The sequence below is a fragment of the Pseudomonas sp. H3_D04 genome (assembly GCF_054669175.1).
In genome coordinates this window covers 5,520,783-5,535,015 of record NZ_CP162801.1, presented here as the reverse complement: position 1 = coordinate 5,535,015, position 14,233 = coordinate 5,520,783, and the positions used below count along the sequence as shown (strand labels likewise).

Genomic DNA, 14,233 nt, shown 5'->3' with positions numbered 1-14,233 from the left:
CGTCTGGAACCCTAAACCCAAGGAGCGTGCACCATGAGTATTTTTAGCTTTGTGAAAGAAGCAGGCGAAAAACTTATCGATCTACTGACACCGGGCAACGCCAATGCCAGTGAGCAGTTGAAGGAACACATCAGCAAGGTCGGCCTGGGTAACCCGAATGTGCAGGCTACGGTGGACGGCGACAAAGTCACCGTCACCGGTGATGTGGGCAGCCAGGAAGAGAAGGAAAAGATTCTGCTGGCGGTGGGCAATATCGCTGGAGTTGGCAGTGTGGACGATCAGATGACCGTGACCGGGCCGGTGGTAGTGGCCGCAAAGTTTGTCACCGTCGTGAAGGGCGACACCCTCAGCGCTATTTCCTTGCGCGTGTATGGCGATGCCAACAAGTATCAAAAAATCTTCGACGCCAACAAACCGATGCTCAAGCATCCGGACAAGATCTATCCGGGGCAGACGTTGCGGATTCCTGAGTAATCCTTAAGTCCGTTTGATGGCCTTCGCGGGCAAGTCGGAGCGAGCGATGCGGCGTTCCGACTTGCCCGCGAAGCAGGCGATAAGGTCTAAAGCCCTGCAATAAGCTCCCGATAATCCCCCACCGCCGCAAACTCCGCCGTGTCCTTCGGCCCTTTGCGACTGTCCGGCTCACTCACCGCCAACAGGTGCGCCACCCCAAAACTCTGCGCACTGCGCAGGATCGGCAACGTGTCGTCGATAAACAGGCTGCGCGCCGGATCAAAACCGATGTCGGCCTGCAACGCCTCCCAGAACTGCGGATTCTCCTTGGGAAAACCATAGTCATGCGAGCTGATCAACCGCTCGAAGTAGGGCGCCAGTTCAATCCGTTCCAGCTTCAATGACAGCGAGTCACGGTGCGCATTGGTGATCATCACCACGCGCTTGCCCGCCTGTTTGATCGCCGCCAGAAACGTGTCCGCATCGGGCCGCAGGGCGATCAGGTGGGCGGTTTCCAGTTTCAGTTCGCGCACCGGCAGTTTCAGCTCGGCGCTCCAGAAATCCAGGCAATACCACTGCAATTGGCCGGCGTTGCGTTCGAACAGCGGCTGCAATTCCATCTCGGCCATGGCCCGGCTGACCCCTTGCAGCTCGGCATAACGCTGAGGCAGGTGCTCCATCCAGAAATGGTTGTCGTAGTGCAGGTCCAGCAGCGTGCCGTCCATATCCAGCAGAACGGTGTCGATGTCGCGCCAGGGCAGCAGGGACATAAAAAACTTCTCCAGCGGTAAAAAAGATATCCGAGGTCAACAATCAGGATAGGCCGGGTATAGTAACCCGCTTACGCCAAGGAGCCTTTCATGCGCCAGAAACCCACCGTACTCGCCCGCGAGATTGTCGCCACCAGCCGTTTGTTCTGCGTCGAGGAGCTGAAGCTGCGCTTTTCCAATGGCGTGGAGCGCACCTACGAGCGCTTGGTCGGCAAAGGCGCCGGCTATGGCGCGGTGATGATCGTGGCGATGCTCGATGCGGATCATGCCGTGCTGGTCGAAGAGTATTGTGGCGGCACCGATGCTTATGAGCTGTCGTTGCCCAAAGGCTTGATCGAGCCGGGCGAGGACGTGCTGGCGGCGGCCGAGCGCGAGCTCAAGGAAGAGGCCGGGTATGGCGCGCGGCAACTGGAGCACCTGACCGAGTTGTCGTTGTCGCCCGGTTACATGAGCCAGAAGATCCAGGTGGTGCTGGCCACCGATCTGTACGAAGAGCGCCTGGAGGGCGACGAGCCCGAGCCGATGGGCGTGGACAAGATCAACCTGCGCGAGCTCTCATCCCTGGCGCAGAACCCGCGATTCACCGAGGGCCGTGCCTTGGCGGCGCTGTATCTGGCCCGTGATCTGCTGACTCAGCGTGGGGTGTTTCTGCCATGACGTTCCCACATCCATTGATGGCGCCTGTGATTGAGCTGGCGTTGAAGGCTGGCGAAGCGATTTTGCCGTTCTGGCGCATCGGCACGGCGGTGACCGCCAAGGCTGACGATTCGCCCGTCACCGCAGCCGATCTGGCCGCCCACCATCTGATCCTGGACGGACTGACGGCACTGGACCCGAGTATTCCGGTGCTGTCCGAAGAAGACGCCAACATTCCCCAAAGCGTGCGAGCCGGCTGGCAGCGTTGGTGGCTGGTGGACCCGTTGGACGGGACCAAGGAGTTCATCTCCGGCAGCGAAGAGTTCACCGTCAACATCGCGCTGATCGAGGAGGGCCGGGTGGTGTTTGGCGTGGTGTCGATGCCGACCAACGGGCGGTTTTATGTCGGTGGTGCCGGTCTGGGCGCGTGGCGCGGTGATCAAGGTGCCGAGGCGTTGCCGATTCAGGTTCGCGAGGTTCCTGCTGCGGGCGAGGCGTTTACCGTGGTCGCCAGCCGCCGGCATTCAAGCCCCGAGCAGGAACGTTTGCTGGCCGGTTTGAGCGCCAGTCTGGGTGAGTTGCAACTGGCTAATATCGGCAGTTCGTTGAAGTTCTGTTTGCTGGCTGAAGGGGCGGCGGATTGTTATCCGCGCCTGGCGCCGACTTCGCAGTGGGACACGGCGGCGGCCCAAGGTGTGCTGGAAGGGGCGGGTGGTGAAGTGCTGGATTTGAGCGGGAAGCCTTTTTGTTATCCGGCGCGGGAATCGTTGCTGAATGAGTTTTTTCTGGCGCTGCCGGCGAAGGCTGCGTGGCGAGAGAAGTTACTGGAACTGGCCCGATCCTGAGTTCACCCAAACCTGTGGCGAGGGAGCTTGCTCCCGCTGGGCTGCGAAGCGGCCCCAAAACCTAGACTCCGCGCAGCATCAGTTAAACCCGGCTGCCTGATTTGCGACTGCTGCGCCCGAGCGCGGACCGGCCGGCGGGAGCAAGCTCCCTCGCCACAGGTTTTGTGTCTTTACCGGTGCAAGACGTACTGCCCGGTAAACCTCACCGCATCCTCATCACTATCGGCATTGACGATCCGCGAATGCAACGCCAGCCGCGCCCGTCCATAGCGCTGATACATCGCCAGAAACTTCTTCCACACTACCGCGCTCGGCGCCTGGCAAATCGCAATCGCGTCCATGGTCACCGGCAGCGGATAAGTGATGTGCCCCTCTTGAATCACGATGTGCCCGCCTTCAATCCCTTCTTCGTGCAAGCGCAAATGCAGCCAGCCCCAACCTGCCAGCACCGCGCCGCAGTACAGGCTGCCGCCGAACATGGTGCTTTTGTGATTGACGTTGGCCTCCAGCGGCAAGTGCAGTCGCAGTTGCTGGTCGTGCCAGTCGAGCACTTTGAGGCCCATGTCCCGGGTCAACGGAATATCGCGGTGGAGGACTGATTCCAGGTGACGACTGTCGCGGCTCATTCACGGGTCTCTTTTTTAAAGATGATGATGGGACGGTAGCTCAATCGAGTTCGTCGGTGTGGCTACTGGCGCCGCCGTCGGCGAAGTTCAGGCCGTGCTTGCGCAGTTTGTCGTGCAGAGTCTTGCGCGGAATGCCGAGGGCCTCGGCGAGGCTGCGCACCGAGCTGTGAGAGCGCGCCAGTTCGGCGGCAATCAACGATTTCTCGAAGTTTTCCACTTGCTCGCTCAGGCCGCCGCTGACCACTTCGACGGTCATGCCGGCAGCGCCCTGCGGTGCGTTGTTGTCCAGGGCCAGTTCCAGGCCCAGGGCAAAGCGTTCGGCGGCGTTTTGCAGTTCACGCACGTTGCCCGGCCAGGTGTGGCGCAGCAGCAGGGCGCGTTGCCCCGGTTGCAGTTCATGGGGCGGCAAGCCATGGCGGGCGCTGGCTTCGTCGGCGAAATACTGGAACAGCACCAGCGCGTCTTCGCCGCGTTCACGCAGCGGCGGAATACGCAACGGCGCGACGTTCAGGCGGTAATACAAGTCGGCCCGGAAGCGCCCTTGATCGGCGGATTGACGCAGGTCTTCCTTGGTCGCGGCGATAATGCGGATGTCCAACGGGATCAGTTGATTGCCGCCCAAACGCTCGACCACGCGCTCCTGAAGCAAGCGCAGCAGTTTCACCTGCACATCCAGGCTCATGCTTTCGATTTCATCGAGGAACAGCGTGCCGCCGTTGGCGAATTCGAATTTGCCGATTCGGCGCTTTTGCGCGCCGGTGAAGGCACCCGGCTCGTGACCGAACAGCTCGCTTTCCACCACAGACTCAGCCAAGGCCCCGGCGTTGATCGCTACAAACGGACCGCTACGGCGGCTCGACAAATCGTGCAGCGCGCGGGCCACGACTTCTTTGCCGGCACCGGTTTCGCCAAGAATCAGCACGTCAGCCTTAGTTGCCGCCAGCGCACCAATTTGCTCGCGCAAGCGCAGCATCGGCGCCGATTGCCCGACCAGGCGGGTGCTCAGTTCATTGCGATCGCTCAGGGCCAGACGCAGGCTGCGGTTATCCAGAACCAGTCGGCGCAGGGCCAAGGCGCGGCGAACGCTGTCCAGCAGCGCGTCGCTGGCGAAGGGTTTTTCCAGGAAGTCATACGCCCCGGCACGCATCGCTTGCACGGCCAGCGGCACATCGCCGTGGCCGGTGATCAGCAACACGGGCAACTCAGGGTCCTGGGCATGCAGTTCGGTCAGCAGTTCGAGGCCGTCCATGCCCGGCATGCGGATGTCGCTGACCACCACGCCGGGCCAGTCGCGCTCCAGTTGCCCGGCCAGGCCCTTGGCTTCGGCCAGTGGCAGGATTTTCAGGCCCGCCAGGTCCAGCGTCTGGCTCAACGCCTGACGCAGGTGGGGATCGTCGTCGATCAGCACGACCTGGACACGGTTATCGATGGTCATGCACTTCGGTCCTCGGACGGTTGCAGGCTCACACCCGGTGCGCCTGCGCGCAACTTCAGGGTAATCAGGGCGCCGCCTTCCTTGTGGTTGGCGAACGACAGTTCACCGCCGAAGGCGCGCATCAGGGTTTCGCAAATCGCCAACCCCAGGCCAAGCCCCTGGGTGCGGGTCTTGGTGGTGTAGAAGGGCTCGCTGGCGCGACCAAGGGCTTCCATGCAGAAGCCGGGGCCGTTGTCGCGAATGTACAGCGTGACGCCGTCCGCGGTGGATTGGGCACTCAACCAGAGTTTACGCGGCGGGCCTTTTTCGGTCAGCGCGTCCAGCGCGTTGGCCAACAGGTTGCCGAGTACCTGGCGCAGACGGGTTTCCCCGGCCTCGACCCACAACGTGGCCGCCGGCAAATCGCGGATCAGTTCGACTTCCATGCTGCGCCGACGCTTGGCCAGCAACGCCAGGGCGTCATCCAGCGCTGGTTGCAGGGCGACACTTTCCGGCGCATGGCGATCGCGCCGGGCGAAGGCGCGCAAATGAGCAATGATCGACGCCATGCGTCCGGTCAGTTCGCTGATCAGCTTGAGGTTGCCGCGGGCATCGTCGGTGCGCTGATGATCGAGCAGCACTTCGGCGTTTTCCGCGTAGCTGCGAATGGCGGCCAACGGTTGATTCAATTCGTGGCTGATGCTCGCCGACATCGTCCCCAGCGCCGACAACTTGCCGGCCTGCACCAAGTCGTCCTGGGCGCGCACCAGTTCCTGCTGGGCATGTTCGCGCTCCAGCACTTCCTGTTTCAATCGACGGTTGAGGCCTTCGAGGTCACTGGTCCGCTCGGCGACCCGGCCTTCCAGCTCGCGCCGCGCCTTGGCTTCGAAGGCGATGCGTTCGAGGTAATGGCGGCGGCGCTGCATCATCAGGCCGAGCAGCAACATCAAGACCAGCAACGTCGCGCCGCCAATGGCGACAACGGTACGCACCGGGCGGTCGATCAGGGTGCGGGGGGCGAGGATGCTGACGTTCCAGCCGGTTTCGGCGATCTGCTGGGTTTGAGTCAGCCAGGCGTTGGGGTTGAGCCTCAATGGTTTCGGATCGCGGGTCGGGTACGGCTGGATCGCAGTGATCGCTTTGCTTTCTTCTTCGCTCAAGGGCCGGGTCGAGCGGAATCGCCACTCAGGCCGCGACGTGAGGATGACCACACCGTTATGGTCGGTCAGCAGCAGTTGTTCCGGGGTTTTACCCCACAGGCTTTCGGTGTGGTCCAGGTCGACCTTGACCACCAGTACGCCGATGATTTTCTCGCCGTTGCGCACGGCGGCGGCGAAGAAATAGCCGCGCTTGGCTGACGTGGTGCCTAAGCCGAAGAAGCGCCCGAGCCGCCCGGCCATGGCTTCGCTGAAATACGGACGGAAGGAAAAATTGCGGCCGACGAAACTGTCGTGTTTGTCCCAGTTCGATGCGGCCAGGGTCTTGCCCGTGGTGTCCATCAGGTACATGACTTCGGCGCCGGTCTGGGCGCTGATGTTTTTCAACAGGCGATTGGCATTGCCTTGGGTGACGCTGTCATCCGGCGCCCCGAGCACTGCGCGCAGGGCCGGCAGATCGCCGAGGATCTGCGGCAACACTTCATAACGGTGCAGCGTGCCCAGCAGGTTGGCAACGTAAAGGTCGAGGGTCTGACGGTTCTGCCCGGCCAGCTCGCTGCGGTAGTAACGCTCGGCCAGATGCTCCAGCGGCCACAGCAACGGCGCCAGGCACAGCGCAAGCAGTGCGAGGCTGCGCCAGCGGGGTCTGCGGGGAAGGGTCGGAGTCATGAGCATCGGGCGCCTGTGGGTACAGGCGCATTATGCCTAGGCTTGCTCGGCAAGACACTCGCGCAGCGCGGTTTGCCAGTCAGGCTGACTGACGCCCCATTCGCGTTGCAGGCGGCTGCAATCCAGGCGCGAGTTCAATGGCCGGGCGGCCGGCGTCGGATAGTCGCTGGAGGGGATCGGCAGCAGGTTTGCGCAAGGCTTGCCCTGATCCCGCAGTGCCTGGCCGATGGCCTGGGCGAAACCGAACCAGGAAGTCTCACCCTGAGCGGTCAAGTGATACGTGCCCCAGGCCCCGGCCTGTCCCGCTTGCCAGCGTTCGATCAGTGCGACGGTGCTGCTGGCGATCGTGCCGGCCCAGGTGGGCGCGCCGATCTGGTCGGCGACAATGCGCATCTCCGGCTTTTCTTGCAGCAGGCGTTGCATGGTCAGCAGGAAATTACGACCGTGGGTCGAGTAGACCCAACTGGTGCGCAGGATCAGGTGCTGGCCTTGTACCGCGCTGATCGCTTGCTCGCCGGCCAGCTTGCTCTTGCCGTAAACGCCGAGCGGGTTGGGCAAATCGGCTTCGTTGTAAGGCTCGGCTTTGCTGCCGTCGAAGACATAATCGGTGGAGTAGTGAATCAGCGGGATACCCAGCGCCGACGCTTCTTCGGCCAAAATACCCGGCCCGGTCGCGTTGATGGCAAACGCCAACTCCGGCTCGCTTTCAGCTTGATCGACTGCGGTGTGAGCGGCCGCGTTGATGATCAGGTCCGGGCGAACGCGCTGCACTTGCTGACGAATCTGTTGCGGCTGAGCCAGATCGAGCTGATCGCGACCCAAAACAACCCATTCGCCAACAGCACCCAGGCGAAGCTGCAACTCACGCGAAACCTGACCGTGCTGACCGCAGATAAGAATTTTCATGGAAACAGATCAGCCTCTTTCAGGCTTTTGCCGTTCTGATCCTTGGCCGACAGTTTGGGCGCTTCGTCCAGTTGCCAGTCGATGGCCAGCGTCGGATCGTCCCAGCGAATGCAGCGCTCGGCGGACGGCGTGTAATAGTCCGTAGTCTTGTAGAGAAACTCGGCGAATTCGCTCAGCACCACGAACCCATGGGCGAACCCTTCCGGCACCCAGAGTTGGCGACGGTTTTCTGCAGACAGGCGCACCGCTTCCCACTGGCCGAAATTCGGCGAGCTGCGACGGATGTCCACCGCGACGTCGAGCACTTCGCCGACGGTTACCCGCACCAGTTTCCCCTGGGTATTTTCCAGCTGATAGTGCAGGCCGCGCAGCACGCCTTTCTGCGAGCGGGAGTGGTTATCCTGAACAAACTGCGTGTCCAGGCCGGTCGCTTCTTCGAACGCCTTGGCATTGAAGCTTTCGTAGAAAAAACCGCGCTCGTCACCAAACACCTTGGGTTCAATGATCAGCACGCCGGGCAAGGCGGTTTCAATCACATTCATTGTTCTTCCCCGGCCAGTTTGAAGAGGTACTGGCCATAGCCGGTCTTGCCGAAATAGCTGGCGCGCTCCAGCAACAGCTCGCGGCTGATCCAGCCATTTTCGTAAGCGATTTCTTCGAGGCAAGCGACTTTCAGGCCTTGGCGGTGCTCGATGGTCTGCACGTATTGCGAGGCTTCGAGCAGGCTGTCGTGGGTGCCGGTGTCGAGCCAGGCGAACCCGCGACCGAAGCGCTCGACCTGCAGATCGCCGCGTTGCAGGTAAGCGTTGTTGACGTCAGTGATCTCCAGCTCGCCGCGCGGCGAAGGCTTCACCGCTTTGGCGATCTCGATCACATCGTTGTCGTAGAAATACAGGCCGGTCACGGCATAGCTGGACTTCGGCTTTTTCGGCTTCTCTTCGATCGACAGGGCGCGGCCTTCTCTGTCGAAATCAATCACGCCGAAGCGCTCCGGATCCTTGACCCAATACCCAAACACGGTGGCGCCGGAAGGGCGCATGGCCGCGTTTTTCAACTGTTCGCCAAAGTGCTGCCCATGGAAGATGTTGTCGCCGAGGATCAGGCACACCGGATCGTCGCCAATAAATTCTTCGCCGATCAGGAAAGCCTGGGCCAAACCGTCCGGCGACGGCTGTTCGGCGTAGCTGAAGTTGACGCCGAACTGACTGCCGTCACCCAGCAGGTTGCGGTATTGCGGCAAATCCTGAGGCGTGGAGATCAACAAAATATCTTTGATGCCGGCCAGCATCAGGACCGAGATCGGGTAGTAGATCATCGGTTTGTCGTACACCGGCAACAGCTGCTTGGAGACGCCAAGCGTGATCGGGTGCAGACGCGTGCCTGAGCCACCGGCCAAAACGATGCCTTTCATCATGCGAGCAGCTCCTTGGTATTGATGGCACCCAGGCGTTCACCCTGATAACTGCCATCCTGAACGCGACGGCACCATTCCAGGTTGTCGAGGTACCACTGAACGGTTTTGCGCAGGCCGGTTTCGAAGGTTTCTTCGGGCACCCAGCCCAGTTCGCGCTCGATCTTGCTCGCGTCGATGGCGTAGCGCAGGTCGTGGCCCGGCCGGTCCTGAACGAAGGTAATCAGGTCAGCGAAATGCGCCACGCCTTCAGGCTTGTTCGGTGCCAACTCTTCGAGCAGCGCGCAGATGCCACGCACCACGTCGATGTTCTTTTGCTCGTTGTGACCGCCAATGTTGTAGGTCTCGCCGACCACGCCTTCGGTGACCACTTTGAGCAGCGCCCGGGCGTGATCTTCGACAAACAGCCAGTCACGCACCTGCAGGCCGTTTCCGTAAACCGGCAGCGGCTTGCCGGCCAAGGCGTTGAGGATCACCAGCGGAATCAGCTTTTCGGGGAAGTGGAACGGCCCGTAGTTGTTCGAGCAATTGGTCAGCAACACCGGCAAGCCGTAGGTGCGCTGCCAGGCGCGGACCAGATGGTCGGACGCCGCTTTGCTGGCCGAATAGGGTGAGCTGGGCGCGTAAGGCGTGGTTTCGGTGAACAGATCGTCGACGCCATGCAGGTCGCCGTAGACCTCGTCGGTGGAGATGTGATGGAAGCGGAAGGCGCTTTTTTCCGGCTCGGCCAGCGTCTGCCAGTAGGCGCGAGTGGCCTCGAGCAGGCTGTAGGTGCCGACGATATTGGTCTGGATGAAGTCCGACGGACCGTCAATAGAACGGTCGACATGGGATTCTGCCGCCAGGTGCATGATCGCGTGAGGCTGGAAACGTGCCAGTACCGCACTGACGGTGGCCTGGTCGACGATATCGGCCTGGACGAATTCGTAGCGGGTGTCGGTGGCAATGCTGGTCAGCGACTCGAGATTGCCGGCGTAGGTCAGTTTGTCCAGGTTGAGCACTTCATGCCCGGTGTGCCGAATGAGGTGGCGAATCAGGGCAGAGCCAATGAAACCGGCACCGCCGGTGATGAGAATACGCATGTTGGCCAGCCTTTTTCTGTAAGACGATAAAGCGAATGAGCATAGCTTGTCGGCAGGAGCAGGGCGGTGCAAGAGGGTTGTTGGTCGTAATTGGCATTTGCCGCACCAGGGGGGGGTTGATTCTCGACCGATGCAGTGGCGATATAGGCGCCTAATAACATTTCAGGGGTCGTTGTATGCCGCTCGCCACGTTGATTCACCGCGCCAGTTTGCCCAGCCCGCAAGTGTCTGCGGAGCAAGCGCTAGAGCTGCTGGAAGGGCATTACGGGCTGAGTGGAAGGTTGCACGCCCTGGGTAGCCAGCAGGACCTCAATTTTCGGGTCGACAGTGATCAAGGGCGTTTCGTCCTGAAAATCTGCCGTGGCGACTATTCGGCGCTGGAGCTGCAAGCCCAACATGCCGGACTCAAGCAGTTGGGTGAACACTCCGGCGTGCATGTGCCGCGAGTGATTCCTGCAATAAACGGCGCTGAACTGCTCACGCTGGAAGTCGGGGGGCAGGCCGTGCATATGCGCCTGCTCGATTACATCGAAGGCCAGTCGCTGACGCACCTCGATCATTTGCCCGGTCCGGTGGTGGCCGGTTTCGGTCGGCTGTGTGGCGAAATGGACCTGGCACTGGCCGCTTTCGAGCATCCGGGCCTTGAGCGCACGCTGCAGTGGGATGCCCGCCACGCCAGCGCGCTGATTAGCCATTTGCTGCCGGTGATCAAGGATGACGCGCAACGCCAGTTGATCGCCGACGCGGCGGAACGGGCCGAGCGCCATTTGCTGCCGCTGGTGGACAAGCTGCCGGTGCAGGCGATTCACATGGACATCACCGACGACAACGTGGTCTGGCAGCGTGACTCGCAACGCCAATGGCAGTTGCAGGGCGTGATCGATTTCGGCGACCTGATCCGTACCTGGCGCATCACCGATCTGTCGGTCACTTGCGCGGCGTTGCTGCATCACGCCGATGGCGATCCTTTCTATATTTTGCCGGCGGTCCAGGCGTATCACGCCGTCAATCCGCTCACCCATGAAGAACTGCGGGCGCTGTGGCCGCTGATCGTCGCGCGCGCGGCGGTGCTGGTGCTCAGTGGCGAGCAGCAAGTCAGCATCGATCCGGGCAATGATTACAGCCGCGACAACCTGAGCCACGAGTGGGAGATCTTCCGCGTGGCCACGTCGCTGCCGCTGGAATTGATGGAAGCGGCGATTCTGACGTCGGTCGGCCAGACACTGCCGAGCATTGGCAGCGAAGGTTTCGCGCCGTTGCTGCCGAGCCTGGTGGGGCGTGAATTTGCCTTGATTGATCTGGGCGTGCTGAGCCCGCATTTTGAGGCGGGTAACTGGGAGCAAGAGGGGGTTGATCAGCGTTTGCTGACTGAGGCCGCGGCGGCTCACGGATTGGCGGCCAGTCGTTATGGTCAATACCGGCTGTCCCGTACTCGTCCAGATAGCTCAGGCGAACCCGACACCTGCCCGTTGCACGTGGAGTTGCGAGTGCCAAACGGCACGGCGGTCGAATCGCCGTTTGCCGGCGTGGTCCATCAGCCGGCGGCGGGTGTGTTGCAACTGGACGGTCCGCAACTGAGCGTGCGGTTGTGGGGCGTGACGCCGTCGCTGCACACCGGCGCGGCGCTGGTCAAAGGTCAGGTGCTGGGTGCGGTCAGCGGGCCGTTGATTGTGCAGTTGTGCCGAGGCGCTTCGTTCGATGCGCCGTTGTTTTGCACGCCGTCTCGCGCACCGGCCTGGCAAGCGTTGTGCCCGTCACCGGCGGCGCTGCTGGGGCTGGCCTGCGATGCTGAAGCCGAGCTCGATTCGCAGACGTTGCTGGCGCGCCGTGACGCCAGTTTCGCGCGCACGCAGAAGCATTATTACGTCGACCCGCCGCGCATCGAGCGTGGCTGGCGCAATCACCTGATCGACATGCAGGGCCGCTCCTACCTCGACATGCTCAACAACGTCGCGGTGCTGGGCCACGGTCATCCGCGCATGGCGGCGGTGGCCAGTCGTCAGTGGTCGTTGCTCAATACCAACTCGCGCTTCAACTACGCGGCGGTGGCCGAGTTTTCCGAGCGCCTGCTGAAGCTGTCGCCGGAGGGCATGGACCGGGTGTTCCTGGTCAACAGCGGCAGCGAGGCCAATGACTTGGCGATCCGTCTGGCATGGGCCTACAGCGGCGGTCGCGACATGCTCAGCGTGCTGGAGGCTTATCACGGCTGGACAGTGGGCGCGGACGCGGTTTCGACCTCGATTGCCGACAACCCGCAAGCCTTGAGCAGCCGTCCCGATTGGGTGCATCCGGTGATCGCGCCGAATACCTATCGCGGCGAATTCCGTGGCCCAGGCAGCGCGCCGGACTACGTGCGCAGCGTCGAACACAACCTGGCGAAAATCGCTGAGCAGAAACGCCAGTTGGCCGGTTTCATCTGCGAACCGGTGTACGGCAATGCCGGCGGGATCTCGCTGCCGCCGGGTTATCTGAAACAGGTCTATGCGTTGGTTCGCGCCCAAGGCGGTGTGTGCATCGCCGATGAAGTGCAGGTCGGCTACGGGCGCATGGGTCACTTCTTCTGGGGCTTCGAGGAGCAAGGCGTGGTGCCGGACATCATCACGATGGCCAAAGGCATGGGCAACGGCCAGCCGTTGGGCGCGGTCATCACCCGCCGGGAAATCGCCGAGGCGCTGGAGGCCGAGGGTTACTTCTTCTCGTCGGCCGGTGGCAGCCCAGTCAGTTGCCAGGTCGGCATGGCGGTGCTGGACGTGATGGAGGAAGAAAAGCTCTGGGAAAACGCTCAGGTGGTGGGGGGGTATTTCAAGGAGCGGCTTGAAGCGCTGATCGATATTCATCCGTTGGTGGGCGCGGTGCATGGTTCCGGCTTCTATCTGGGTGTCGAGCTGATCCGCAACCGCGAGACCCTGGAACCGGCGACCGAAGAAACCACGGCGCTGTGTGACCGGTTGCGGGAGTTGGGGATTTTCATGCAGCCGACAGGGGATTATCTGAACGTGCTGAAGATCAAACCGCCGATGGTGACCTCGCGCCGGAGTGTGGATTTCTTTGTCGACATGCTTTCGAAGGTGTTGGGTGAAGGGTTGTAAGGCTTGATACCGTCTTCGCGGGCAAGCCTCGCTCCTACAGAATTTGCGCGATTTCAAATTGGCGCATGGCCTGTAGGAGCGAGGCTTGCCCGCGAAGGGGGTCTCAAAAAAGCCGATTGTTATCGAGTTTAAGTGCTTTAAATAAGACGGGCGGAGTATTAATCGCTTCTAAAGTCGATATTTATCGGCTATAAAGTCGCCATTGCTCACGGCGTGCCTCATCGCGCCCTTGCTTCCCGTTTCTGTCATCGGTCGAGGCCATACTCGACCCATCAGCACTTGCCCGGAGATGATCCATGAGTCGTATCGTTACCGTCGCCGCCACCCAGATGGCCTGTTCCTGGGACCTTGAAGCCAACATCGAGACCGCTGAGAAGCTGGTCCGTGAGGCTGCAGCCAAAGGCGCGCAGATCATACTGATCCAGGAGCTGTTCGAGGCGCCGTACTTCTGCCAGAAACCGAACCCGGATTACCTGCAACTGGCCACGACGGTTGAAGACAACGTCGCCATCAAGCACTTCCGGAAAGTCGCCAAGGAACTGCAAGTGGTGCTGCCGATCAGCTTCTATGAACTGGCCGGCCGCGCCCGTTTCAACAGCATCGCGATCATCGATGCCGACGGCAGCAACCTCGGGATTTATCGTAAAAGCCACATCCCGGACGGCCCGGGTTACCACGAAAAGTATTACTTCAACCCGGGCGATACCGGCTTCAAAGTCTGGAACACCCGTTACGCGAAAATCGGCGTCGGCATCTGCTGGGATCAGTGGTTCCCGGAGTGCGCCCGCAGCATGGCGTTGCTGGGCGCGGAAATCCTGTTCTACCCGACCGCCATCGGCAGCGAGCCGCACGACAAAACCATTTCGTCCCGCGACCACTGGCAGCGCGTGCAACAAGGCCATGCCGGCGCCAACCTGATGCCGCTGATCGCGAGCAACCGCATCGGTAACGAAGAACAGGACGGCTACGACATCACGTTCTACGGCTCATCGTTCATCGCCAACCAGTTCGGCGAGAAGGTCCAGGAACTCGACAAGACTGAAGAGGGCGTGCTGGTCCAGAGCTTCGACCTCGACGAGCTGGAGCACATTCGCAGCGCGTGGGGTTCGTTCCGTGATCGTCGCCCGAACCTATACAATGCGATCAAAACCCTCGACGGTTCCCTGGAGTCCTGA

13 protein-coding genes are annotated in these 14,233 nt (G+C 61.5%); 5 read left to right on the top strand and 8 right to left on the bottom strand.

Annotation, left to right across the window (positions count from 1 at the left end):
- The first annotated feature begins 33 nt into the window (after nucleotides 1-33).
- On the top strand, nucleotides 34-474 hold the full coding sequence (gene lysM / locus AB4N91_RS25480) for a peptidoglycan-binding protein LysM (protein WP_102593431.1): 441 nt from the start codon (nucleotides 34-36) through the stop codon (nucleotides 472-474).
- An 86-nt stretch (nucleotides 475-560) separates the two neighbouring features.
- Here lysM and yrfG read toward each other — a convergent pair whose 3' ends face one another.
- Nucleotides 561-1,223 (bottom strand): GMP/IMP nucleotidase, encoded by a 663-nt coding sequence (gene yrfG, locus AB4N91_RS25475; RefSeq protein ID WP_460111872.1) that lies wholly within the window; start codon nucleotides 1,221-1,223, stop codon nucleotides 561-563.
- Between the two features lie 90 nt (nucleotides 1,224-1,313).
- Here yrfG and nudE point away from each other — a divergent pair, with 90 nt between their 5' ends.
- Together nudE and cysQ are read left to right on the top strand one after the other, a co-directional pair.
- Nucleotides 1,314-1,880, top strand: coding sequence for an ADP compounds hydrolase NudE (gene nudE, locus AB4N91_RS25470; protein WP_010464710.1), 567 nt, complete (start codon nucleotides 1,314-1,316; stop codon nucleotides 1,878-1,880).
- Complete coding sequence (cysQ, locus tag AB4N91_RS25465; RefSeq protein WP_154502602.1) at nucleotides 1,877-2,704, top strand: 3'(2'),5'-bisphosphate nucleotidase CysQ; 828 nt, start codon at nucleotides 1,877-1,879, stop codon at nucleotides 2,702-2,704. The genes nudE and cysQ overlap by 4 nt, the downstream gene beginning before the upstream one ends.
- 170 nt (nucleotides 2,705-2,874) lie before the next feature.
- Here the strand turns inward: cysQ and AB4N91_RS25460 are convergent, their stop codons facing one another.
- From AB4N91_RS25460 to rfbB, 7 genes are read right to left on the bottom strand one after another with little or no spacing between them, the layout of a single operon-like run.
- Nucleotides 2,875-3,330 (bottom strand): YiiD C-terminal domain-containing protein, encoded by a 456-nt coding sequence (locus tag AB4N91_RS25460; protein ID WP_010464706.1) that lies wholly within the window; start codon nucleotides 3,328-3,330, stop codon nucleotides 2,875-2,877.
- 40 nt (nucleotides 3,331-3,370) lie between these two features.
- A complete protein-coding gene (locus tag AB4N91_RS25455; protein ID WP_102593432.1) occupies nucleotides 3,371-4,765 on the bottom strand; it encodes a sigma-54-dependent transcriptional regulator in 1,395 nt (464 codons plus the stop codon).
- Nucleotides 4,762-6,570, bottom strand: coding sequence for a sensor histidine kinase (locus AB4N91_RS25450; RefSeq protein WP_010464701.1), 1,809 nt, complete (start codon nucleotides 6,568-6,570; stop codon nucleotides 4,762-4,764). The genes AB4N91_RS25455 and AB4N91_RS25450 overlap by 4 nt, the downstream gene beginning before the upstream one ends.
- 36 nt (nucleotides 6,571-6,606) lie before the next feature.
- On the bottom strand, nucleotides 6,607-7,476 hold the full coding sequence (rfbD, locus tag AB4N91_RS25445) for a dTDP-4-dehydrorhamnose reductase (protein WP_145309134.1): 870 nt from the start codon (nucleotides 7,474-7,476) through the stop codon (nucleotides 6,607-6,609).
- Complete coding sequence (rfbC, locus tag AB4N91_RS25440; RefSeq protein ID WP_010464697.1) at nucleotides 7,473-8,018, bottom strand: dTDP-4-dehydrorhamnose 3,5-epimerase; 546 nt, start codon at nucleotides 8,016-8,018, stop codon at nucleotides 7,473-7,475. The genes rfbD and rfbC overlap by 4 nt, the downstream gene beginning before the upstream one ends.
- Nucleotides 8,015-8,890, bottom strand: coding sequence for a glucose-1-phosphate thymidylyltransferase RfbA (rfbA, locus tag AB4N91_RS25435; protein ID WP_460111871.1), 876 nt, complete (start codon nucleotides 8,888-8,890; stop codon nucleotides 8,015-8,017). The genes rfbC and rfbA overlap by 4 nt, the downstream gene beginning before the upstream one ends.
- Nucleotides 8,887-9,969: a dTDP-glucose 4,6-dehydratase gene (rfbB, locus tag AB4N91_RS25430; protein WP_010464694.1), complete on the bottom strand. Its 1,083-nt coding sequence runs from the start codon at nucleotides 9,967-9,969 to the stop codon at nucleotides 8,887-8,889. The genes rfbA and rfbB overlap by 4 nt, the downstream gene beginning before the upstream one ends.
- 176 nt (nucleotides 9,970-10,145) lie before the next feature.
- On the opposite strand from rfbB, the gene AB4N91_RS25425 reads away from it, so the two are divergent.
- Both AB4N91_RS25425 and aguB read left to right on the top strand, forming a co-directional pair.
- Nucleotides 10,146-13,058, top strand: coding sequence for an aminotransferase (locus AB4N91_RS25425; protein WP_460111870.1), 2,913 nt, complete (start codon nucleotides 10,146-10,148; stop codon nucleotides 13,056-13,058).
- Nucleotides 13,059-13,354: 296 nt separating this feature from the next.
- A complete protein-coding gene (gene aguB / locus AB4N91_RS25420) occupies nucleotides 13,355-14,233 on the top strand; it encodes an N-carbamoylputrescine amidase (protein WP_077747518.1) in 879 nt (292 codons plus the stop codon).